This is a genomic window from Niabella agricola, assembly GCF_021538615.1.
Taxonomy (GTDB): Bacteria; Bacteroidota; Bacteroidia; order Chitinophagales; family Chitinophagaceae; genus Niabella; species Niabella agricola.
In genome coordinates this window covers 1224492-1249980 of the sequence record NZ_JAJHIZ010000003.1, presented here as the reverse complement: position 1 = coordinate 1249980, position 25489 = coordinate 1224492, and the positions used below count along the sequence as shown (strand labels likewise).

The window sequence follows — 25489 nt, the reverse complement described above, 5'->3', positions numbered from 1 at the left end:
TGCTGGTAGATTTGAAAACTTCGTGGAACAATCTGTATGTCTAATAACCGATGGTTATCCCTACATTCACCGAACGGCCCCGGCCTTTGGAGTAAAACCCGGGCTGCATGAACCACTGCGCACGGGCAGGGAAATAATCTTCGTTAAACAGGTTGTCTACACCCAGCGTGATACGGGTGTTTTTACGCACTGCATAGCTGCCCAGCAGGTTGAAGAGGTTGTACGCTTTTACCGCTCCTTCGTTACCGTTGTATACCCCCTTATCATTTTTGTCAAAACGGTTACGGGAGCCAATTCCGGTATAATACAGGGTAAAGTTGAGGTCGGTAAGGGGGGTATAGCTGACCATACCTGTAATCTTGGGCGGCGCAATGCGGCGTCCGTTCAGGTACTTGTCCTCCTTATCGTTGTATTTACCATTATCGTTGATATCGCGCTTGCCTTCTGTATAGCTGTAAGAAGCACCCAGCTGCAGTTGCGGCGACACCGTGTATTGCGCAGCGGCCTCAAATCCGTAGATCTTTTCCGGGTTGCGGGCCGTGTTAAAGAGATCCGTGGCCGGATCATATACCACCTCGATGCCCAGTCTGGAGGTGCTGGTATAACCGGATATGGTCAATTGAAGATTCCGGATGCGGGTATCAAAACCGGCTTCATAGTTGTTTACCAATACCGCGTCGGTATTGATCTTGTTGATATTGTTTACTTTGGCATCGCGCAGTGCCAGCCCGATGTCCATTACGGAAAAGCCCTGGGAGAAACTCACATACGGACTGAAGATGGCCCATTGATTATACTTCAGACCGGCATTAAACAACCGGGCATCGTATTTTAACGTGCCGCCGGTTACTGCAAAAGAAGGAGTTATGGTAGCGCCGCTGGCATTGGTGATGCGCAGGGTCTGGTAGTCATCTACCGCTATGTTTACCTTTTCATAGCGAAAGCCCGCTTTTGCAATAAGGTGACGAAACAGGGTGGCATCAGCCTGAACGAAAGGCGCCAGGTTGTTCATGTTCATGGTGGGTACCCAGGTGCGGCCGTCAACCAGGGGTTGGGCCGTTTTGTCATTCAGGAAATCAAATCCATAAGAAAGATTGGTATTAGCAGTCGTGCCTTGTACTACCGGTGTATGCAAAAACAGGCGGGCACCTTTTTTATCATTAGTGGCCAACGACTGGCCGTCGCCGCCATCAAAACGCCCTACGGATACATAAAAAATATCCTTGCGGGTTTCATAATAGGCATCTGCCGTAAGACTCGTATTTTTAAACAGGCTGTCGATGGTGTACGTCAGGTGCAGGTTGTGATTGTACTTTACACCGGTGGGGATGCCTGCAGGCTTGCCCAGTACGCCGGTGGCTTTTTTGCCATTGGCAATATCTCCGTTCACCAGGGTAAAATTGCTGTTCTGCAAACTGCTGTATAAATTATAAATAAGTTGCAGGCGCTGGTTGGCGACCGGCGTATAGCCCAGCTTGGCAAAAGCATTATAGCTGTCTGTTTCGCCCAGGCTGTAATTGGGCCCTACAATGTCGCCGTCAGCGTCCTTGTATTCTCCTGTTTGCTCATACATGCCGCTGATCACATAATCGAATTGATTCAGTTTCCCGTAGAACTGCTGGCTGATGCGTCCGCCAACCGAGTTCTTCAGGTTCACCAGGGATCCGTTAAGATTGAGCTGGGTTTTGCCGGCAAAGCGGTCGGCAGTACCGGGTACCAGAGTTGTATAGTTCACCAGTCCACCTGCGGCACCGTTCCCATAAATGGCCGTAGCACCTTTAATCACTTCTATCTGTTGCAGCACACCGGGGTCAACCGATCGCAGATCTACTTCTGCATTGCGCAGGGGAGACGACTGGCTGACGCCATCAATCATTACCAGCATGGGGCGTCCGCGCAGGTTCTGCCCTACATTGTTGCCGGTTTGCGCGGTAGGACCAAAGCCCGGTACCTGGTTGGCCAGGATCGTGCTTGGATCGGGGTTGAGCGCGATCTCTTTCTGTAGCGTGGCATGGTTTACTACACTTACGGATGCTACAACATTCCGGATATCCTGCGGGCGGCGTGTAGCGGAAACGATCACTTCTTCCAGGCTGTTTTCACCCGCAGCGAGCTCAATGTTGATCAGCGTATCCTGCGCGAGCATTGGTATTTTTATGAATTGCGGCAGATAACCGGCAGCAGATGCCTCCAGCTGAACCGGTCCGGTTTTTTCCGATACCAGCCGGTATTGCCCGTTTTGATCGGCCGTGGTTTTACCTGCACCTTTTATGGAAAGGGTGGCATAGGGTACCACTTTGTTTTGTTGTTTTACGGAACCCTGTATGGTAACCGATTGTGCAGCGGTCATAGTACCAATGAACAGGCCGGAGCCGAGTATGCAAACCTTCTTCATGTAGCGGATCAAAAATTTTTGCAAATGTAGCGGCTGCAGGGCTGGCGCCGTTTTCGAAATGCGGAAAAATGTGCGATTAAATGATTTCCTTATGAAGCAAGGATCGCATCTGGTGCTTGCTTTCCAGCCCGAGACGGGTTGCATGGCTTTGCGCTGGTACGCGGCAGCATTGCGATGGGTCCTCATAACAAGCTGAAGTCGGTTGTTGTAAGAGGCAACGAAGCGTTGCCTCTTACTTTTTATAGGCTGCCGGGTTTTGTTTAAGGCTTGTTTCCGGAGCGCGCTGCCTTTAGCCTTATTAATGTGAAGGCCGTCGACCTGAGCATTCTTTTAAAGGGCTTTATTAAAAGTCTTCTATTGGGCATCCTGAGTTTTTGATAGGAGGCCCTAATCAATGTGGCAATGACAACACTTCAGAAAAACCGGTATGTTGGAAGATCCAGCATCCTTCCTTTTCACTTTTCCGGCAATGGAAAGTGGAGCAAAATCTGTTCCGCAAGGAGGCAGGCAGGAAATCGACGCTTCAGGCTTTGGCGCCGGCTACACAGTTGCCCGGGGCATCCGCCGCCATTCCGCTCGTCCCGAACCTTCGGGATTCCTTTTCACTACCCGGCGAACTATTTTATAAGAAAGAACACGTTGCCTTTTCTTGTTTTACTTTCATCGGAAGGATTCTTTTACTCAGCAACAGAATGGCAACTACAGCCACCAGCAGGTTTCGCAGCTTCTTTTTTTTACCTGGGGAGGTTTTCAAAAGAAGCATCCCGCCTGTAAAAAAGCAGTGCAGTAAATATTGTACAGTAAACAAGGAGCAAGCGCTTCCGCTTGCTCCTTTGAAAAAGGGAGCATGCTGCTTTTCGATTCGGGTCTGCAGTGTGTGGTTGGTCAAACGCGGTCCGCCACGGCGGATGAGCTTGACTTTTGCTCCATTCCTGGTCAGGCAAAGCGGAAGAAATAAGAATGAAATGTGGCTGGTTATCAACACACCCTGCCATCTGTCATTGGCAACTTGTTTCAGCATCTAAGTATATGATCACTCACCAGGCCCTGAAACAGGAATAGATACTGGACAAGCCCGGATGAGATCCTCGGGGTGATGGTAAATGTGTTTTGTCGTCGCCTCCTCGATTTTGCTATACAAATAAAAATACCCAGAATGAGATTGCGTTTAAAGGACCTTTGCTACAGCCCTATAGCCCTGCCATGGAGGCTGCAGTTCGCGGGCGTAGGGCCGACTGCTTGTTGCAGTATTAATAATTGTTTCAGAGTTTGCAACAAAAATGTTGCAAAATTTCTTGTTGCTATTTTTACTGCAACGAAACGAGTTGCAACAAGAGCAAGTGTGTTTGCCCGTATCCGCTATTGGTCTTTTAGGGGTATGCTGGCATTAAAATGGAGCATTATGCAGGGCGAGCATGAAGCCGGCCATTTTCTGGTTCGGCCTGACATTGGCGATTGTATGGGGCAGGTAATCTTCCTGAGCGCCGCTGGCAGGACCTTTAAGGCGTTCTGAATAAAATTTCTGCCTTATAACAAATGCTTCTTAAAAAAATCAATCGTCCGTTGCCAGGCCAGATCCGCAGCGTCTTTATCATAACGAGGGGTAGTGTTGTTATGAAAGCCATGATTGGCATTGGGATAAATGTATGCCGTATACTTTTTATGATTGTTTTTTAGTGTGGCTTCATAAGCGGGCCATCCCTCGTTAACACGGGTATCCAGCGCCCCGTAATGTAATAACAGGGGGGCTTTTATCTTTGGAACATCGTCTGCCGCGGGCTGTGTACCATAGAAGGGAACGGCGGCCGATAAACCCGGCATCCGCACCGCCATCATATTGGCGATCCATCCGCCAAAACAAAATCCCACTACACCCACTTTCCCATTGCAATTGGGTTGGGTTTTCAAATAATCCGCAGCCGCAATGAAATCTTCCAGCATCTCGTTTTTGTCGCGCTTAGCCTGGAGGTCGCGCCCGGCATCATCATTGCCGGGGTAACCACCAAGCGGCGTTAATGCATCCGGGGCAAGTGCAACAAATCCTGCAAGAGCCACCCTCCGCGCTACATCCTCGATATAAGGATTTAGTCCACGGTTTTCATGTACCACAACCACACCACCGGTCTTCTTTTTCAATCCCTCCGGCCATGCCAGTAACGCCTTGATCGAACCGCCGCCCTTTGGCGAATCGTAATGGATATATGTCGTTTTTACCCGGCCATCCTCCGGCTTTACCTGTGCGGTGGTGGCATAGTCCGGCATTAGAAAACTCATGAGTGCCGGCACCGTAAGCCCGCCGATGGCATAGGTCGAAAGCCGTTGCACAAAGCTTCTGCGGTCGATGCGGTTATGCGCATAATCATCATACAAGTCAAATACTTCCTGGCGGATATCTTCTTTTTTGATGGGATGCATATTGCTGTTTTTGAGTGGAAAATGGATGTTGCAGATACGGGCACTTTCAAATTTAAGCTTTTTTTTGTATGCTCCACGCGGAGAATTCTATTTGAGTTGCAGCGGCCGGAAATACGTAAACGCCCCGGTAGTGTTCATTTTCGCAAATAAGAAGCCATATGCGCAGATCTTCTGCTGATTTTTTTTAACTTAACCCTATGAAATATCGCACCCTTCTTTTATGGCTGTTTACAATGATACCACCGGCACTGTATGCGCAATCGAGCAGATTGAGTGGCGCTCAGCAAATGGTTGTAGAAAAATTGGTCCGGGCTGCAAGCGCCGGTGATAAGCGGCAGATCGCCACTGCGGTTGTTTACCCTTTACGAAGAACGTATCCGCTGGCCGACGTAAAAAGTAAGGCGGAACTGCTGATCCGTTTTGATACGGTCTTTGACGATGAATTGCTGCACCGGATTGCCCGATCTAAAATGGATGATTGGTCGGCCGTTGGTTGGAGAGGCCTGATGCTGGACAATGGTATACTCTGGATGAATGATACAGGCGGCATAACCACCATTAATTACCAGTCGGAGAAAGAAAAGATACTCCTGGAAAGAGCCATACAAAAAGATAAGCAGCAACTCCCGCCTTCTCTGCAACAATTTGTTGCTCCCCTGTATAAGATTGTTACAAACCGCTACCGGATCCGGATCGATGAGCTGGCGGGAGGGCAATGGCGTTATGCGTGCTGGAGTTTGAAGAGCAGAAAGCAGGAACCGGACCTGGTATTGTGTAACGGTGTTTTTGAAGCACAGGGGTCGGGCGGAAATCATACGATTACTTTTGCAAACAACCTGTACCGGTATATGGTTGCTATAAACCGGTTGGGAACCCGTGAAACCCCCGAAGCCGTACTAACCGTATATAAGGGCGCAACGCCTCTGTTAAATGACCCCGGAAAAATAATAAGGAATTAATAAGGTAGCAAGATCCTACATCATTATAGTCGAATTCTACAGCTGTTTTTACAAAAAAAATCGAATCTTTAGGGTTGGTGAAGAAGCGATGTATGAAAGCGATTGCAGCAATCCGGAATTTTTTTATAGCAACAGCGTCCATGCGGACGGGAGGTGGTTATTATAATGATGCAGGAGGCAACAGGATGGTGGAACAGCAGATTCCACTTAAATTTACCCGGTCCGGCCCCGATAAGTCAGGGGAACCTGGTCAGGGTAACCACAGGCATCATGATCAATGCCGGACCTTATACTGCGCGGCTCTTGTTAAAAAGCGCAAAGGGCGTGGTGGTATCCGGAATTGACATTCAGTAAAACGATTGATGTATGAAAAAATGGTTTGTTCTTGGTTGGCTTCTTTGGATCGGTCTTTGGGGCAATGCCCAGCTAAAGGCAGTATACCTGCGTTGCGAATACCTGCAAAATCCGCTGGGGGTGGAGGATCCGCATCCCCGGCTGAGCTGGGAGTTGAACAGCGGTCAGAAAAATGCACGGCAGTCGGCCTACCGCATCCTTGTGGCCGACGATCCGGAGCTGTTGAAAAAAGACCTTGGCAATGCATGGGATTCCCGCAAAGTGCTTTCCGATGCATCTATCCAGATCCGGTACGCCGGCAAACCCTTGGTTTCTGGGAAAAAATATTATTGGAAAGTAATGACCTGGGACGCAAACGGACGCGCGGCTTCTTCCAGCGAGTCCGCACAGTGGCAGATGGGACTGCTCAATAATACAGACTGGTCCGGCGCCCAGTGGATCGCGCGCGACGTATTACCCGATTCCGGCATCATTGTACCCTTTGCGCATGGCAATGGTAAGAAAGAATGGGGCAAACGCCCGGATGTGTTGCCGTTGCTGCGTAAGCGCTTTACCATTACAAAACCGGTAAAGCAGGCCACCGCCTTTGTCAGCGGATTGGGTCATTTTGAGATGTATGTGAACGGGAACAAAACCGGTGATCATTTCCTCGATCCTGGTTGGACACAATATACAAAGCATGCACAGTATGTAACCTTCGATATTACCACCCAGCTGCAAAACGGATCGAATGCCGTAGGCGTAATGCTGGGCAATGGATTTTACTATATCCCCGGGGAACGCTACCGGAAACTGACCGGTGCTTACGGCTTCCCGAAAATGATCGCCAAATTATGGATTGAATATAAAGACGGTTCTGCCGATATGGTAGTATCGGACCAAAGCTGGAAAACCGCGGAATCACCCATCTGTTTTTCCAGCATCTACGGCGGTGAAGATTATGATGCCAACCTGGAACAAACAGGCTGGAACCGGCCGCAGTTCAACGATGCCGGCTGGACGGCAGCCCTGGTTACCAGTGGTCCGCCGCAGTTACAGGCGCAGCTGGCAGAACCGGTGCGGGTGCTGCAAACCTTTAACCCGGTTTCAAAAAAAATGATTGCTAAGGATACCTGTGTATATGACCTGGGACAAAATTTTTCGGGCATCCCGGCCATAAAAATTACGGGTAAAAAAGGCGATACCATCCGGCTGCGGCCGGCAGAGCTGATCAGTGAAAATGGCACAGCCAATCAAAAAGCCACCGGCTCACCACATATTTACACCTATGTACTTAAAGGAGATGGCGTAGAAGAATGGCAGCCCCGGTTTACCTATTATGGATTCCGCTACGTGCAGGTGGAAGGCGCTACACCGGAGGAAAATACCTCGGGATTACCGGTAATAAAAGAATTGAAAGGATTGCATATCCGCAACAGCGCCCCCGAAATCGGTGCGTTTAATAGCTCCAACGAATTGTTTAATAAAACCAGTGATCTGATCCGCTGGGCAATCCGCAGCAATATGGTAAGCGTATTTACCGATTGCCCGCACCGCGAAAAGCTGGGCTGGCTGGAGGAAACCCATCTCATGGGCAGCTCGGTACAATACAATTATGATATTGCGGCGCTTTGTAAAAAAGTAGTAAGGGATATGATCAATGCGCAAACTGAAGATGGCCTGATCCCTGATATAGCCCCGGAGTATGTACATTTTGATGGCGGCTTCCGCGATTCGCCGGAATGGGGCAGTGCGGGCATTATCTTTACCTGGTACGCTTTTCAATGGTATGGGGATACGGCCTTGCTCAAAGAAGCCTATCCGATGATGAAAAAATATGTTTCCTACCTAAAAGCGAAATCCAAAAATCACATCCTGGAATTTGGGCTGAGCGACTGGTATGACATCGGTCCGGAGCATCCCGGTGTTTCGCAGCTTACGCCGATGGGCGTTACGGCTACCGCTACTTACTACTACAACCTGACCATCCTTTCGAAAGTGGCGGCATTGCTGGGAATCAACACTGATGTGCCATTTTTTGACAACTGGGCGAAAGAAGTAAAAACTGCCTTCAATGAAAAATTCTTTAACCGGCAAACCAACCAATATGCTACAGGCAGCCAGGCAGCCAATGCCATGGCCCTGTACATGAACCTGGTGGAACCGGAACACCGCGAAGCTGTAGTGCAGAACCTGGTAAAGGACATTCGCGGCCGCAACAATGCCCTTACCGGTGGTGATGTTGGGTATCGTTATGTATTGCGTGCCCTTGAAGACGCGGGCTACAGTGATGTGATCTATGATATGAACAACCGCAGCGATGTACCGGGATACGGGTACCAGCTGGCGCATGGGGCTACCGCGCTTACAGAATCCTGGGCCGCATTGTCTTCAGTATCCAATAATCACTTTATGCTCGGGCACCTGATGGAATGGTTCTATTCCGGCCTTTGCGGCATTCGTCAGGCCGAAGGTTCCGTTGGGTTTAAAGACATTGAAATAAGACCGCACCCCGTAGGAGCGATGGATCATGCCGAGGCCAGCTATCATTCGGTGCGTGGGTTGATCAATGTTCGCTGGCAAAAACAGGGGGATCAGCTTACGATCGATGTCGTGATCCCTGCTAATACCACGGCTACGGTTTATTTCCCGCAAGGCTATGACAAAGCACCCGTAAAAACAGGATCGGGCAGCTATCGCTTTACCGCAAAGAAAAAATGATGAGAGCATCTCTGTTTATCGGATGTATTTTACTGAACTATGTTGCTTGTACGCAAAACAGGGAAGTGCCGCAGGCCATAATGCAAAAAGTATATGAAGCGGTAAAAACCCCATATAAATATGGGCTGGTGTTGGCTCCGGGGAGCTCGTCAAAAAAACTGGACTGTCCTACCGTGTTCTGCAGCAACGGGAAATGGTATATGTCCTATATCGAGTTTGATGGCGATGGATATGAGACCTGGCTGGCACAAAGCAGCGACCTGCTACACTGGAAACCGCTTGGGAAAATGCTGTCCAAGGCGAATGATTCATTAAAATGGGATGGTTACCAGAAAGCGGGCTATATAGCATTGATTGATCCTGCATGGGGCGGAAGTTATAGCGCAGAACCATACAATGGGAATTACTGGATGAGCTATATCGGCGGGCATACACCCGGTTATGAAACCGGGTTGCTGTCCATTGGTATGGCGTATACGCCGCACGATATCCAGCGCCCGCATGAATGGCGTACGCTGGAGCAACCGGTATTAAAGGCCACCGACCCGGATACACGCTGGTGGGAGAATAAAAAGCTGTATAAGAGCTCCGTGATCTGGGATAAAAAAAAGACCCTGGGCTATCCTTTTGTAATGTACTATAACGCCAATGGAGATACCAGCCACAATACGCCCAAATGGCGCTGGTTTGAGCGCATTGGTATGGCGGTATCAAAGGATATGGTGCACTGGAAACGCTACCAGGTAGATCCCGTAGTACACCACCGCATTGGCATCACCGGAGATGGCGTAGTGCAAAAAATGGGAGATCTTTGGGTGCTGTTTTATTTTGGTGCGTTCTGGGAAAACAGGAAGAATGAAACCTTTAACCGCTTCGCCTGTTCGTACGACCTGGTGCATTGGACGGATTGGAATGGGGCAGACCTGATCCGCTCTTCGGAGCCCTATGATCGGAAATATGCGCACAAGCCCTGTGTGATCAAACATAAGGGGGTGGTCTATCATTTTTACTGCGCGGTAAACGATAAGGATCAGCGGGGCATTGCGGTGGCTACATCGGTGGATAAGGGAAAAAGTGCGGTGCGTTTTGCAAACGAATAGACCTGTGCGGTTTGTAAAATCTCACAGGGTTTTAAAAAAGAAAATGAAGTACCTGTTATCATTAAGTATTTGCTTGTTATTGATTACCGTTTCCGCTGCGCAGCAGGGCCCTCGCCGGGTGATCGATTTTGACAAAGGCTGGCGCTTCCGCCTGGGCGATGCGGCATCCTGGAAGGAAAAGGAATGGAATGATGTTTCTTGGCGGCCGCTGGATCTGCCACATGACTGGAGTATTGAAGGCCGGTTTGATTCCACCCATCCCGCGGGAAATGCCGGCGGCGCATTGCCCGGAGGAGTGGGTTGGTACCGCAAGACCTTTACGTTGGATAAGGTTACGGCTAAAAACAAAGTCCGTATTGAATTTGACGGAGTGTACCGCAATGCCGAAGTGTGGGTCAACGGACAATATCTTGGGAAATGGCCGTATGGGTATACTTCTTTTGATTATGATTTGACGCCATACCTCAGGTTGGGCAAACAAAAAAATGTCATTGCTGTAAGAGTTGATAATAGCCGGCAACCCAATTCAAGATGGTACACCGGGTCCGGTATTTACAGAAGTACCCGGCTGGTGATCACAGAAAAGATTGCTTTTGAACGCTGGGGAACTTTTGTGTATACGACCCGGGGCGATAAGAGACAAATGGTATTTCATGCCACCTCGGTAGTTTTAAATCCCGCCGCCAGTAAATCAAAACTGAAAGTGACTTGTACACTTTCCGACCCTTCCGGAAAAAAAATCGCAGTGATCGACGGAACGCCGGAGGCAGCCGGCCGGTTTCGTTTTAAAACGGTATTGAAGGATCCTGTGTTATGGTCGGTGGCCGCACCACAGCTTTACAAGGCCGTATTTAAAATAGTTGACGGCAGCCGGCAAACCGATCAATGGGCGACATCTTTTGGGGTCCGCTATTTTGCATTCGATGCACAAAAGGGGTTCTCATTGAACGGTGTGCCGATGAAGATAAAGGGTGTATGCATGCATCATGATCTGGGCGCATTGGGTGCAGCCTTTAACCGGTCGGCGGCACGCCGGCAATTGCGCATTATGCAGGAGATGGGGGTGAATGCCATCCGTACTGCGCACAATCCACCGGATCCGCAGTTCCTGGATCTCTGCGATGAAATGGGATTCCTGGTAATGGATGAATCCTTTGATATGTGGGCAAAAAAGAAGAATAAATATGATTACTACAGCGATTTTCCCGGGTGGTCCCGGCGCGACCTGGAACATATGGTAAAACGCGACCGTAATCATCCAAGCGTGTTTATGTGGAGTATCGGGAACGAAATAAGAGAGCAGTTCGATTCCACAGGGATCACACTTGCAAAGGAGTTGGTGGGTATTGTAAAGGCCCTGGATACCACCCGGCCGGTTACCTGTGCATTGAGTGAGAACCGTCCGGAGAAAAATTTTATTTATCAGTCGAAAGCACTGGATGTGGTGGGGCTCAATTATCATATTGAAGCCTATGAAGATTTTCCTAAAAATTATCCCGGCGAAAAATTTATTGCCACTGAAAATGTATCCGGACTGGCGACGCGTGGGCGTTATGACGGACCGGCAGATTCGCTGCGCCTTTGGCCATCCAGTTCAAAATTTAAATTTGTTGAGAACGGAAACCCGGATTATACGGTTTCCGCATACGACAATGTAGCCGCATATTGGGGATCTACACATGAACAGACCTGGCGCATCATTAAGAAGCATGACTATTTATCGGGACTCTTTGTTTGGTCGGGGTTTGATTTCCTGGGAGAGCCCGTACCGTATCCTTATCCCGCCCGAAGTTCGTATTACGGCATTGTAGACCTGGCTGGCTTTCCAAAGGATGTATATTATATGTACCAGAGCGAGTGGGCCAGCAAACCCGTACTGCATATTGCGCCGCACTGGAATCCGGCTAAAGGCGATGGGACAGGCTGGGAGGCAGGGCAACCCGTAGATGTAAAAGTCTATTACAGTAAGGCCGATGAAGCCGAATTGTTCCTGAATGGTCGTTCGCTGGGAACCAGGAAGAAGGCCGATACGGCGTTTCATGTATTGTGGCGGGTACCCTATGTGCCCGGCGAGTTAAAAGTAATTTCCCGGAAGAACGGGAAAGCCGTTCTGGAACAGGTTGTACGTACCACGGGTGCACCGGCGCGGATCGTATTGGAGATCGAAAACCCGGTATTGCAACTGGAAAGAGATGATCGCGCGTTTGTATCCATCCGTATTTTGGACGAGGATGGGAACCTGGTTCCGGATGCAAGGAACGAAGTACATGTTGCCAATACTGCCGCTGCAGCGGTGGTAGCAATGGATAATGGTTATCAGGCGGATCTGATGCCATTTCAAATCCCTCGCCGACGGGTATACAATGGGCTTGGGCTGGCCATTATAAAAGGGCTTAAAAAAGGCACTGCTGTCATTACCGTGACATCGCCTGGATTGAAGCCGGCATCAATCCAGGTTCTGGTGAAATAATTCATTTTGTTAAAAGTAATATTGAAACAGGCTCCAACGTCTGTTTTTTTATTGGGCACGATCGCTCGGTACATAAAAACAATGCAAACCATTGCGGAGAATAGGAATATTTTCCATTTTATTAGTGAAACCGTACATTGCACAGCGGTCTCCGGCGTTTTACTTTTAACGTCGGATTTAGAATAAGGATTTCAGCCAAATAGCGATTGTCATGAAGTATATTTTTTACCGAAGAAAAAGCGGGGATATTTTTACGAAAAGTGTATTAATTGTTGTTTCTACAATTTTTAATCTGTTGCATGTGTGTGGGCAAAATACCAGTAAAGATACAACCTATCGTCAGGCAATCAGCCAGCGGGCGTATAAGATTGTGGCCCCGCTGAAATTGAAAGACTCGGTGACGTTTTATAAAGTGAAAGAGGCGATTGCAACACAGTATATGAATCTGAGCGGGCTCGATGAGAAGCTGGAAGCCGCCATCCGGAACATAAAGGAGACCACAGCTGATAAAGAAGCTGCGGCAAAAAAGGTTAATGGTTTGGCGGCGACAACAGAAGCGGCCCGTATTCAATTGCACAACGACTATATCCGACACCTGGCAGCCCTGCTCACGAGGGAACAGATCGATGTTATAAAAAACGGTATGACCTATAACGTACTGCCCATTACCTATAAGGGATACCTGGAAATGATTCCCCGGCTCACAACAGAGGAACAGAAATTTATTATGGATGCACTTGTTGAGGCAAGGGAGCATGCCATGGATGCCGGTACTTCGGATAAAAAACATGCCTGGTTTGGCAAATACAAGGGAAGGATCAATAACTATCTTTCCGCACATGGGTATGATATGAATAAGGAAAGCAAGGCCTGGCAGGAACGGGTCAAGGCCAGTCAAAAGCACTAAACAGCAACCAGAACCATAAAATTAAAACAGCAAAGCCATATGTTTTATCAGACTCTTTTAAAGGTCGTATTTGTATGCACGATTAGTTGTTGGGGACTACGCATTGCGGCCCAAACAAAAACAATAACCGGCCAGGTATTGGAGGATTCTACCAATACGCCGGTGCAGGGTGTTACCATTAAAGTAAAAAATGGCCCCCAGACCGCAGTAACGAATCTACAGGGAAATTTTACGCTTAATGTTCCGTCTCAGGGAGCAACGCTTCAGTATTCGCATGTAGGCTACCAGTATGGCGAAAGGGTGGTGGATCCATCCAATGCGGAAGCCCTGGTGATCCGGGTGAAAAAACTGGAGGTGAACCTGGATGATGTGGTGGTGATTGGGTATGGAAGTCAAAAACGGGAAAACCTTACCGGTTCAGTAGCCACCGTTGATATGGGAAAGATCTCAGATTTTCCGGTAAGCAGTATTGCTGAAGCGCTCAAGGGACAAATACCGGGTTTGAATGTAACCGGAGGGAGTCAGCGTCCGGGTGAAAATGCAACGTTGAGTATCCGGCAACAATTCGGATTTAGTAAGGATGGCAGTAGCCCGCTGCCACTAATAATTATTGATGATGTGATACAGTTGGACCCCAGTTCTGGTTTGCCAACCATGGATCAATTTAATGTACTAGATCCTTCTGAAGTGGAAAGCATCACCGTACTTCGCGATGCCAGTGCAGCCATTTACGGCTCCAGAGCTTCGCAGGGTGCTATTATTGTAAAGACCAAAAAAGGAAAAACAGGTGCGCCTAAAATATCCTATTCCGGAAAATTTGAATTTAATGATGCTGTCAGCTTTGGGAAAACCATGAGCGCCTACGAACATGGTATTTTTGCAAACCGGTTTGGCCGTGCCTCCGGTTGGTCGCCCTCCTCATTTTTTGACGCAACAGAGCTGGAAAACCTGAAAAGTACGAACTATGATTGGCTGAAAGAGGCATGGAAACCTGGCGGTGCTATGCAGCATTCATTGAATGTGAGCGGGGGGTCTGAGCGAGCTACTTATTTTGCCGGGGTAGGCTACTATACGCAGAAACCCAATCTTGGTAGTCAGGATTATAATAAATGGTCATTTAGAACCGGCGTGGATGTCAAGGTTGTGAATAATTTAAAACTGTCGGCAACAGTTTCTGCCAATAATTCAAAAGTAGAAAAGTCATTCACTAAAATAAGCATCAATGACGGAGCCTATACTTCCGGAGCGGAGCAAACAGATTACGCTATTCTGGCCCATATGCCTAAGTATATCCCCTGGCAATATACCGTTAATGGAGCAACAGAATATATATCTCCGGCCCTCGGACCGCATCGTGTTCAAACCAACCCTTCAGGGCAAAACAATATTTCCGGATGGAACTATTTTGGATTGCTCAACAACGGATCATTTACCATGGATGATGATAATGCGTACAATGCGAATTTTTCGTTGCAGTATAATGTGCCGTTTATTAAAGGACTGGCGTTTCGTGTTTCTTATGGGCTTAGTTATTCGACCGGTAACAACGAGCAGGCAATGCTTGGTTTAAGACTGGCGGCCGCTACCAATACCAACGCAATGGGGTATCACCTGTATTCGGATTCTTCTCAATGGAATGTTGCGGTGAATAACAATCGTTCTACTGTACGCTATTCAGATGAAATCGGCAAAGTGCAGCAGTCCAACTTCTTTATCAACTATGATAATAAATTTGGTAAACATAACATCTCGGCAATGGCTTCTGTAGAAAAGGGGCAGCAAAATTATCAGAAGAAATTTATTATATATGATACTCCCATCATGGGAGCCTATAATGGCTCTTCACCCTCTGCAGGTACGTTGAATACATCCAATACCTATGTAAACCGTACTGAGGGTGGTAATTTAGCCTACCTGGGCAGGGTGAATTACGACTATGATGGTAAATATCTTTTGCAGTTTGTATTCCGTTCAGATGCATCTACAAAATTTGCGCCGGCTAATTACTGGGGATTTTTCCCGGGTGTGTCGGCGGGTTGGGTTGTATCCCGTGAGCGTTGGTTTGCTGATCATGTTAGCTGGATCAATAACCTGAAACTGAGAGCTTCTTATGGAAAAACCGGGAAAGACAATCTGAAACCCTGGCGCTGGATGCAAACCTATGGTTACGCTGCTGATAAAGGACTTGGCTTTGGAAACGTGAACGGCGGACTTTTGGTGTCTGGTCTCACACCAGACGCAACGCCCAACCCGAATGTGACCTGGGATAAGACCATCAAAAAGAACATAGGTGTAGATATGTCGGTTCTTAATAACAGGCTGACGCTGACTTATGACCGGTACTGGGAAAATAATTATGACCTGTTAATGCCGATGGCCGGTATGGTAGGTGTACCCATTTCCGTTGGGGGCGCATTTGCAGAACAGAATTATGGTGCTGTAAAAGCATGGGGATCGGAGTTCAGCGCTACGTGGAAAGACCAGGTAGGCGATTTTGGTTATAGCATAGGAGTGAATTTTGGTACCAGTGATAACCGGGTTACAAAATGGCTGCCTGTGGCATTTGATTATCCCTCAAAGAACCAGACCCAGGAAGGCTATTCTACAATTACTCCTGCCTGGGGTTTCTTAACCTGGAAGGGAAATGCAGCCGGTGACGGATTACTGCGCACAGATGCAGATATCGATGCCTACTGGAATTATTTGACAGACCTTGCTACCGCTGCAGGCACTACACCTTCTTATCTTGGTTTTACCACGAAAACAAGCATAAAAAAAGGAATGCTGGCTTACCAGGACCTGGGAGGAGCTTTGGACGCGAATGGAAAAACGATTGCAGGGCCCAATGGCCGGGTGGAGGAGCACCAGGATTACACACAGCTGGCAAGGAAGAACAGGTCTCAGGGCTTTGTAGCCAATCTTGGATTTTCCTGGAGAGCATTTACTTTAAATACGCAAATTGCTACTTCATGGGGCGGATACAACAGTATCGATTATGTGAAGCAGGGCACCAGCTCCGGGCAGATCCTCTGGTCGCATGAATCTTATTTAAATAACATGTATGACACCTTGGATAATATAAATGGAAGATGGCCCAATCTTGGGTATTATAGTCAAAATGGCTATTCATCCGATTTCTGGCAGATTTCTTCCTTCCGCAGCTATGTGCGTAGCCTGGTTGTAGGGTACACGCTTCCCAGACGTATTTCTTCAAAGCTTAAAATGGATGCACTCAGAGTAAGCCTGGCCGGGTTTAATCTTTGGGATTTTTATAATCCTTATCCCGATAAGTACCGTAATATGTATGATGATCCTAAAGTGGCTTATCCCACTTTGCGTACCTGGTCATTGGGAATTAATGCCAGCTTCTGATAAAAAAATAGTTTAACTAAGATACTTTCAAAATTATGAAAAAGATAATATATGGTTTCCTTGTAATGACGGCTTTTTTAGCCACCGGTTGCAAGAAGGACTTTTTGGAGGATATGAAGAGCTACGATAAATATGACGAAAGCATATTTGGCAACGAGGTACTAACCGGTTGGTATATTGACCGGCTTTATTATGATTATTTTTCGGCCTACAAGTCGCCGGTGGTTTCGGTTGTTGGGTTGTATAATGATACAAGAACCAGGTCAACTGAAGAGATGGGCGGCACGGTTACGGATATGATCAATTCGCAAAAAACACTAACAGATGCCAGTCAGGCAGACGGATACTTCGGAACGGCACTGGCCGCAAATGCAGGAAATACACCCTATACCCGTATCAGGACAGCAAACTTCCTGATACAAAAGATCGACGAAAAAGGACAGTCCCTGTCGGCCGATTTTAAAAATAAAGCAAGAGGACAAATGCTTTTCCTGAGAGGACTTCAATATTTTGATCTCATGCGTATTTATGGCGGTGTTCCAATAGTGACCACGGTCGAAAATGCCACGGCTAGCGATCCATCCATTCAACATCCGCGTGCGAAAACTTCGGAGGTGGTTGACCAGATTATTTCGGATCTTGACTCAGCGGCCTTGCTGTTGCCAACCGCCTGGGGCGCCGGAGATTATGGCCGGTTCACAAAGGGAGCGGCGCTGGCGATGAAAAGCCGCGTGTTATTAACCTTTGCCAGTCCGCTGTTTAATCCGGATTGGGATAACCCTGGCAATGACCGCTGGCAAAAAGCGCTGGATGCGGGTCTGGCAGCAGAAACTGCATTGACGGCTGCTGGTAACGGTTTATATGGCACTACTGCAAGGGATTGGGCTGAAATGTGGTATAAGAATGATAATGCTTTTAATAAAGAAGTTATTATGGTTCAGCTATTGTCAAACTCTACAGCCTCATCGGGTGTAAACAGCAACGGATGGGAACGGAGTATACGGGTAACCAAACAAACAGGTGCCGGCGGGGTTTCTGCTCCCAAAGAAATGGTTGACCTCTTTCCTCTGGCTGATGGTTCACGTCCCACGATCGCTAATGGCTATGATTCACTACATTTCTTCATGAACAGAGATCCGCGCTTCTACCGCACGTTTGCATTTTCCGGTATGAAATGGCCAACAAAGGAAGCGGCGGCTGATGTGGTTTGGTTGTATCGCTGGATGTACAGTTCCAATAAAACGGCTTATAGCGATGGTAACCAGGTTTCCAGTGCTGTGGTTGTTCGTAAGATGACCAATCCCGCAGGCTCCAGCACGGTATCCGGACTGGCTTATTCCGGTACCGATATTATGGAATACAGGTATGCGGAGTTGCTGTTGAATATCGCAGAATGTTATGCGGCTAAAGGCGATATTGCAAACACACTTGTTTATCTTGGAAAGATCCGTGGGCGCGTAGGGATCCCGTCGGCGAACAATTATGGTATCGGCACATTAGCCACCAAATATGCAGCTATCGAAGCATGTTTATATGAACGAAGAGTTGAACTGGCGTATGAAGGCAAGCGTTTCTGGGATGCACAACGCTGGATGTTATATAACGACGACGCTGCAGCGGGAAATAATACCTGCGAAAAACTGGGTATTGCTCCCATTAACGGAACCGCGCGTACGGGGCGGCTATGGCAGTATAAAACCATGGCGGCTAACAGTACCGATCCACTTGCAGCGGCCCGTGGTTCCATTGCCGTTGATCCCGATGCCGCAGATTTTACTACACAACTAAATAATCTGAAAACGTTTTTTGACAACAATCTGGTTGTGGTAAGTACCGACCAACCCATGGATAAGGATGGATCCGGTAATCCATTGTTTATATCCTTCCGGCAGAACTATTATATTTCCGGTTTGAATAATACGGCATTGTCGCTTAATCCCTGGCTGCAGCAAACCATTGGTTGGAACGACTACAATAATGCTCCAGGAGCATTTAACTACCGGCAGTAATAGAAACAACTAAACCAATACGTGCTTGGAATTGATTAAAAAAAAGAAAATGATTAAAAGACTAAAATTTACATCGTTATTATTTTGTATTGGAATTAGTGGGTTCGTTGCAGCACAATACCCCAAAATACCACAGGAGGACCAGGCGCGTTCCAAAGCACTGCTGGAAGCAGCAGAAAAGCATTCGGATTCTATGTGGGCCATTGCCTACCCGATCATACAAAAAGAAGCAAGAGAAGGCCGGCCCTATATTCCATGGGCTTCGCGCTATGACGAATTGCCACATGCTGATATTCCTGCATTTCCAGGCGCCGAGGGCGGTGGTAAGTTTGTAAGAGGCGGCCGCGGTGGGCGCGTGATCGTGGTTACCAACTTAAACGATGATGGCCCGGGTAGTTTCCGCTGGGCCTGCGAGCAGGGCGGTGCCCGGGTAGTGGTATTTAATGTGGCAGGGATTATCCGGCTGAAATCGCCGGTGATTGTAAGAGCACCATATATCACCATTGCCGGGCAAACAGCACCGGGTGACGGGATTTGTATTGCCGGCGAAACCGTGTGGATCAATACGCACGATGTCATTATCCGTTATATGCGTTTCCGTCGTGGCGAAACCTGGGTGGGAAGAAGGGATGATGCCATCGGCGGTAATCCCATTGGAAACATCATGATCGATCACGTATCTGCCACCTGGGGGCTGGATGAAAATATGAGCATGTACCGCCACATGTATAACGACAGTACCGGTAAGATCGAAGATAAATTCGGAACGGTAAATATCACCATTCAGAATTCCATTTTTGGCGAATCGCTCGACACCTGGAATCATGCGTTTGGGAGTACACTGGGCGGGGAGAACTGCAGTTTTATGCGGAACCTCTGGGCCAATAATACGGGCCGTAACCCTTCGGTAGGCTGGAACGGGGTGTTCAACTTTGTAAACAACGTGGTATTTAACTGGGTACACCGCTCCATCGACGGAGGCGATTACCGTGCACAGTTCAATATCATCAATAACTATTTTAAACCCGGACCTGCCACACCTAAAAATACCAACGTCGGGCACCGGATCTTGAAGCCTGAAAGTGGACGTAGTAAATTAAAATACAAAGTATATGGCCGGGCCTATGTGAACGGCAATGTGATGGAGGGTTATCCGGAGGTAACCAAAGATAACTGGAATGGTGGTGTGCAGGTAGAAGAGGAAAAGAATGCCGGGGAGTACACCGACTATATCCGTCAGCCGAAACCGCTGATCATGCCGACGCTCACCATCCTGGATGCCAATTCGGCCAAAAGCTATGTGCTGGCCAATGCTGGTGCTACCTTGCCGAAGCGCGATGCGGTCGATGCGCGGATCGTAAAACAGGTGGAGACGGGCAGGATCAATAATGTGCCGGCCTGCCCATTGCCCAAAACCCAGTTTGAGCACCGGCGGCTTCCGATCGATTCCTACAAGATAGGAATTATTACCGATCCCTGTCAGGCGGGTGGCTACCCGGATTATAAAGGAACACCTTATAGGGATTCCGATAATGACGGCATGCCGGATGATTATGAAAAAAAGGTGGGATTAAATCCCAATAGCGCTTCCGATGCGCAGCTCATTGCAAAGAACGGCTACAGCAATATAGAGAATTACCTGAACAGCGTGGTGAATATCAAAAACGTGGTGCCTTCAAAATGATAATATCCGGGCGAATACTTTTCGCCTGGATAATCTTTCTTAGAGAGCGTCCGCCGGGCTACATATCATGTTGAGCCTGACGAAACATGATTCCGGGATCCATGGTTCGTGTCCTGAAGTCGCAGTTCGTGTCCTCATGAACCTTTTATAAAACAGCAAATAACTACATGCAAAGAAATTGGTTCTATCTTTTTAGTTTTATAAGCCTGCTGGGTTTACAACAACAGGCTACTGCCCAATATCCGGTGATACCCAAATCCGTCGAAGATGCTGCCGATGCCGTGATGGCAGGTTACCGCAAATTATCCGATGCTGCCTGGGAAAAAGCATTACCAGCTGTTGAAGCGGATGCAAAACAGGGCAGGCCCTTTGTGCCCTGGGCTTCAAAACCTTCTGATCTGATAAAAGCAGCCCTCCCCGCATTCCCAGGCGCTGAAGGCGGCGGAGCCTATACGCCGGGCGGAAGAGGGGGCAAAATATTTGTAGTAACCAACCTGAACGATAGTGGCCCCGGTAGTTTTCGCTGGGCCTGCGAGCAGGGCGGCGCGCGGATCATTGTATTTAATGTGGCCGGGATCATCCGGTTGAAAAGCCCGGTAAACATCCGCGCGCCGTATGTTACCATCATGGGACAAAGTGCGCCTGGTGATGGGGTTTGTATCGCCGGAGAATCGGTGCTCATCGATACCCATGATGTCATTATCCGCTTTATGCGTTTCCGGCGTGGCGCCACAGAAGTGACCCGCCGCGATGACGGACTGGGCGGCAATCCTGTGGGTAATATCATCATTGATCATGTGTCTGCGAGCTGGGGGCTGGATGAGAACATGAGCATCTACCGCCACGTATACGATCGGAAGGCAGACGGCAAGGGAGAGAAACTGCCTACGGTAAATGTGACCATCCAGAATTCGATCTTTTCGGAAGCGCTGGATACCTACAACCATGCATTTGGCAGTACCATTGGCGGACGCAACAGCACCTTTATGCGCAATCTCTGGGCAAACAACATCGCCAGAAACCCTTCCGTGGGGATGGATGGCGATTTTGGATTTGTAAACAACGTGATCTTTAACTGGTGGAACCGCAGTGCGGACGGCGGCGATCATAAATCGCTGTATAATTTTATCAATAACTACTACAAACCCGGGCCCATCACCCCTAAAGACCGGCCGATCGGTTATCGTATTTTAAAACCGGAATCCGGCAGGGCATTTAAGGACAGCCTGGTGTTTGGAAAAGCCTATGTGAACGGGAATATTGTAGAAAGGAATGAGCGTGTAACAAAGGATAACTGGGACGGCGGTGTACAGCTGGAAGATGTAAAAGATGCTGCAACATACCTGCAGCAGATACGGGTTGACCAGCCATTTCCCATAGCAGCCTTCCCGGTGTTGCCGGCAGCTGATGCTTACAGTTATGTATTGCAAAATGCAGGAGCGTTGTTACCGGTACGAGATGCGGTAGACAAACGGATCGTGGAAGATGTGCGTACGGGAACAATCACGTATAGTCCGGATGCACACACCGCGCCGGTATCAAAGTTCCTGAAACGCCGGCTTCCGGCCGATTCTTATAAGAACGGTATTATTTCCGATATCGCCCAGGTAGGCGGTTACCCGGAGTATAACGGCACGCCTTATAAGGATTCGGATAATGATGGCATACCGGATGCCGTTGAAAAGAAGATGGGACTAAATCCCAATAAGGCATCCGATGCCGCAGCTATTGCTAAAAACGGCTACAGCAATATCGAAAATTATCTGAATGGGCTGGTGGCATTGAAGACGGTAACGCCGGAAAATGGGAAGCCCTTGTCTACGTTTAAATAGGACTCCAGGATCCCCGTTCCGGATTTATTGCTGCTGCAGGCTGAGCGCTGAATGCTGATAGCTGAGGTCTCAAATCTCAATCCTGGATTCTCAATTCAACCGATTAGCTTTGTAGAAGCGCAGTAAATTTGCAATAATGAAGTTTTCCCTTTCTCTTTTATTGAGTTTTGTGTTTGTTACAGCAAGCGGACAAAAACCAAAACCGCCCAAACCGGTATTACCCGTTTCGGTTGAAAAGGGTCAGCTCATTTACAATGCAGATTCCATAACGGGGGACCGTATCCCGGATTATTCTTATTGTGGGTACAAGGCATCCGAAGCAGCGATACCATTGGTGCCGGTAAAGGCCGTAGTACCTGTTAAGGCTGGAGACGCCACCGCGCGTATCCAGGCAGCCATTGATTATGTAGCTGCGCTTCGCCCGGATAAAGATGGGTTCCGGGGCGCGGTGCTACTTCAAAAAGGCACCTATGCAATAAGCGGACAGCTGGTCATCCGTCAACCGGGTATTGTATTGCGTGGATCCGGCGCCGCTGGTGAAACGGTTTTGCTGGGAACAGGCGTCAGCCGTGATGCGTTGATACGCGTAGTGGGAAAAAATGATAAAATAGTTGGTGCAAAGACGGAGGTTACACAGGATTATGTGCCGGTAAATGCTATAGCATTAACGGTTGCCAATGGAAACAATTTTAAACCCGGCGATCGAGTGGAGATCCGTCGTCCGTCCACCGCGGAATGGATCGATGTGCTGGGTACCCGTAGCTTTGGTGGTGGTTTGTCGGCCCTGGGCTGGAAGCCCGGAGATGCCGACCTGGTTTTTGAACGGACGATTACTGCCGTTAAAGGAAATACGATCACTATTGACGTACCCCTCACCAATTCACTGGATAAAAAATACGGCGCCGGTACGGTAACCGCTTTTTCATGGCCGGGAAGGATTGATCATGTGGGGATCGAGAATCTGTCGCTGGTTTCTGAATTTGAGAAAAAAAATCCCAAAGATGAAGACCATCGCTGGATGGCCATCACCATGGAAAATGTGGAAGATGCCTGGGTACGCCAGCTGTCTTTTAAACATTTTGCCGGGTCCGCAGTACACCTGCTGGAAACAACAAGACGCATAACGGTGGAGGATTGCATTTCAACGGAACCGGTCTCCGAGATCGGCGGGCAGCGGCGGTATACCTTTTTTACACGCGGTCAGCAAACACTCTTCCAGCGCTGTTATGTAGCTAATGGGTATCATGATTTTTCCGTAGGGCACACAGCTGCCGGTCCCAATGCCTTTGTACAGTGCGTTTCAGAACGGCCGTACAATTTCTCCGGGGCCATTGATAAATGGGCTTCCGGGGTTTTGTTTGATATTGTTTCTGTAGATGGGAATGCGATCCGTTTTGGTAACCGCGGGCAGGATGGCCAGGGTGCCGGATGGGCCGCAGCCAACAGCTTGTTGTGGAACTGTTCAGCGGCGCGCATCGATTGTTATAAACCGCCAACAGCACAAAACTGGGCCTTGGGCTCCTGGAGTCAGTTTGCGGGCGATGGTTACTGGGGCGAATCGAATAACCATCTTAATCCAAGGAGTTTTTATTATGCCCAGTTGCAGCAACGCCTGGGTAAACCCAATCCGCAGCAATCCTTTATTTTAGAGACCGGCACCGAAGCTTCCAGCAGTCCGTCGGTTGAAGTGGCACAAGAGCTCACAAAGGAGGCCATACAACCAAAAGTGCAACTGATCGACTGGATAAAGGAGGCAGCGATACACAATCCGATAGCGGTAGACCCAAAGGGCGCGAAAGTTGTTGATAAAGCCCCGAAGGGCGAATGGACTGTGTATCCGCCCCTTGGGCGGGTAGTAAACGGATGGCTGGTAGGAATGTATGGTAATATACTCACAGGTACAGTACAGGAAGTGCCCTGGTGGAATGGTGGGGTGGAAGGCAGAGACCTGGAGCAGGCTGCAAAGAAACTGGCGATCACCCGTTTTGTACCCGGGCGCGTGGGGCCGGGGCTTACAGATGATCTTGAATCCGTGGTAGATTCGATGAAAGCCAATAATATCGTGGGTTTGAACCAGCACTATGGCCTGTGGTATGAGCGGCGCCGGGATGACCATGAGCGGGTCCGGAGGATGGATGGCGAAGTGTGGCCGCCTTTTTATGAACTGCCTTTTAAAAGAAGCGGGATCGATACGGCCTGGGATGGATTGAGTAAATATGATCTTACAAAGTATAATCCCTGGTACTGGGATCGCATGAAGCAATTTGCCGGAATGGCAGCAATAAATGACCGGGTCTTATTACATCAGAATTATTTTCAGCATAATATTATCGAGGCTGGCGCGCATTATGCCGATTTTCCCTGGCGTACGGCCAATAACATCAACAACACCAGGTTTAATGAACCGGTGAATTTTGCGGGAGATAAGCGTATCTTTTATGCGGAACAGTTTTATGATGTCACCAACCCCGTGCGCCGAAAGCTGCACCAGCAATACATCCGGCAATGCCTGGAAAATTTTAGAGGCTGCGTCAATGTGATCCAGTTTACCGGGGAAGAGTTTACCGGTCCCCTGCATTTTGTACAGTTTTGGCTGGAAACCATTAACGAATGGGAGAAAAAGAATATAAAAGAGTTGATTGGGTTAAGTACTACCAAAGATGTACAGGATGCCATTTTAAAGGATCCGGAATATGCATCGGTAGTAAATGTGATCGACATTAAATACTGGCATTACCAGGCCGATGGCTCCGTATATGCACCAGAGGGTGGAAAGAACCTGGCACCCCGTCAGTGGGCACGATTATTAAAACCCAAAGTCAGTTCTTTTGAGCAGGTTTACCGCGCGGTAAAAGAATACCGGCTCAACTATCCGGATAAAGCGGTCATGTATTCCGCCGATGGTGCGGAGAAATTTGGTTGGGCGGTGTTGATGGCCGGTGGATCGCTACCGGCACTGCCTGCTACGGTCGATAAAGAATTTATGAAAGCCGCGGCGGAAATGCTTCCGGCAACTTCGGATGGGATCGTGTTGCAGGGCACAAACGGCATGATCGTTTACGCCTTACAAGGCAGCAAAGTTCAGGTTGATCTAAAGGCCTTCACCGGAAAAGTGAAGATGCATTATATCAGTGCAAAGACCGGGAAAATCATAAAGACGGAGCTTGTTACTTCCACCAGTACAGCCAAAGCAGTGGATCTCCCGGAGGATGCTGCGCTGTTATGGATCAGTAAGTGACCCGGATAAAATACATATTGCCGGGCGGTATGTGGCATATTTTTTATTGTTCCG

At 48.5% G+C, this 25489-nt stretch carries 14 protein-coding genes; 11 read left to right on the top strand and 3 right to left on the bottom strand.

Annotated elements, in window-relative coordinates; all coding sequences use genetic code 11:
* Positions 1-40 precede the first annotated feature (40 nt).
* The 3 genes from LL912_RS10600 to LL912_RS10590 all read right to left on the bottom strand — a co-directional run bounded on the left by LL912_RS10600 (position 41) and on the right by LL912_RS10590 (position 4810).
* Positions 41-2395, bottom strand: a complete 2355-nt coding sequence (locus LL912_RS10600; RefSeq protein WP_235553550.1) for a TonB-dependent receptor — start codon at positions 2393-2395, stop codon at positions 41-43.
* A 622-nt stretch (positions 2396-3017) separates the two neighbouring features.
* The gene (locus LL912_RS10595) at positions 3018-3416 is read right to left on the bottom strand and encodes a hypothetical protein (protein WP_235553549.1); all 399 of its coding nucleotides are present in this window, start codon (positions 3414-3416) and stop codon (positions 3018-3020) included.
* Positions 3417-3922: 506 nt separating this feature from the next.
* Entirely contained in the window at positions 3923-4810 is an 888-nt protein-coding gene (locus LL912_RS10590; protein WP_235553548.1) for a dienelactone hydrolase family protein, read from the bottom strand.
* A 197-nt stretch (positions 4811-5007) separates the two neighbouring features.
* On the opposite strand from LL912_RS10590, the gene LL912_RS10585 reads away from it, so the two are divergent.
* From LL912_RS10585 to LL912_RS10535, 11 genes are all read left to right on the top strand, one after another.
* On the top strand, positions 5008-5769 hold the full coding sequence (locus LL912_RS10585) for a hypothetical protein (RefSeq protein WP_235553547.1): 762 nt from the start codon (positions 5008-5010) through the stop codon (positions 5767-5769).
* 92 nt (positions 5770-5861) lie between these two features.
* Entirely contained in the window at positions 5862-6113 is a 252-nt protein-coding gene (locus tag LL912_RS10580; protein ID WP_235553546.1) for a hypothetical protein, read from the top strand.
* Between the two features lie 22 nt (positions 6114-6135).
* Entirely contained in the window at positions 6136-8823 is a 2688-nt protein-coding gene (locus tag LL912_RS10575) for a family 78 glycoside hydrolase catalytic domain (protein WP_235553545.1), read from the top strand.
* The gene (locus LL912_RS10570; RefSeq protein WP_235553544.1) at positions 8820-9923 is read left to right on the top strand and encodes a glycoside hydrolase family protein; all 1104 of its coding nucleotides are present in this window, start codon (positions 8820-8822) and stop codon (positions 9921-9923) included. The genes LL912_RS10575 and LL912_RS10570 overlap by 4 nt, the downstream gene beginning before the upstream one ends.
* Positions 9924-9966: 43 nt before the next feature.
* Complete coding sequence (locus LL912_RS10565) at positions 9967-12393, top strand: glycoside hydrolase family 2 TIM barrel-domain containing protein (RefSeq protein ID WP_235553543.1); 2427 nt, start codon at positions 9967-9969, stop codon at positions 12391-12393.
* Between the two features lie 211 nt (positions 12394-12604).
* Positions 12605-13300: a DUF3826 domain-containing protein gene (locus LL912_RS10560; protein WP_235553542.1), complete on the top strand. Its 696-nt coding sequence runs from the start codon at positions 12605-12607 to the stop codon at positions 13298-13300.
* Positions 13301-13339: 39 nt separating this feature from the next.
* The gene (locus tag LL912_RS10555; RefSeq protein ID WP_235553541.1) at positions 13340-16672 is read left to right on the top strand and encodes a SusC/RagA family TonB-linked outer membrane protein; all 3333 of its coding nucleotides are present in this window, start codon (positions 13340-13342) and stop codon (positions 16670-16672) included.
* Between the two features lie 35 nt (positions 16673-16707).
* Positions 16708-18681, top strand: coding sequence for a RagB/SusD family nutrient uptake outer membrane protein (locus tag LL912_RS10550; protein ID WP_235553540.1), 1974 nt, complete (start codon positions 16708-16710; stop codon positions 18679-18681).
* Between the two features lie 49 nt (positions 18682-18730).
* Positions 18731-20365: a polysaccharide lyase gene (locus tag LL912_RS10545; protein WP_235553539.1), complete on the top strand. Its 1635-nt coding sequence runs from the start codon at positions 18731-18733 to the stop codon at positions 20363-20365.
* Positions 20366-20532: 167 nt separating this feature from the next.
* Entirely contained in the window at positions 20533-22197 is a 1665-nt protein-coding gene (locus LL912_RS10540; RefSeq protein ID WP_235553538.1) for a polysaccharide lyase, read from the top strand.
* A 136-nt stretch (positions 22198-22333) separates the two neighbouring features.
* The gene (locus tag LL912_RS10535; RefSeq protein WP_235553537.1) at positions 22334-25435 is read left to right on the top strand and encodes a DUF6298 domain-containing protein; all 3102 of its coding nucleotides are present in this window, start codon (positions 22334-22336) and stop codon (positions 25433-25435) included.
* Positions 25436-25489 lie beyond the last annotated feature (54 nt).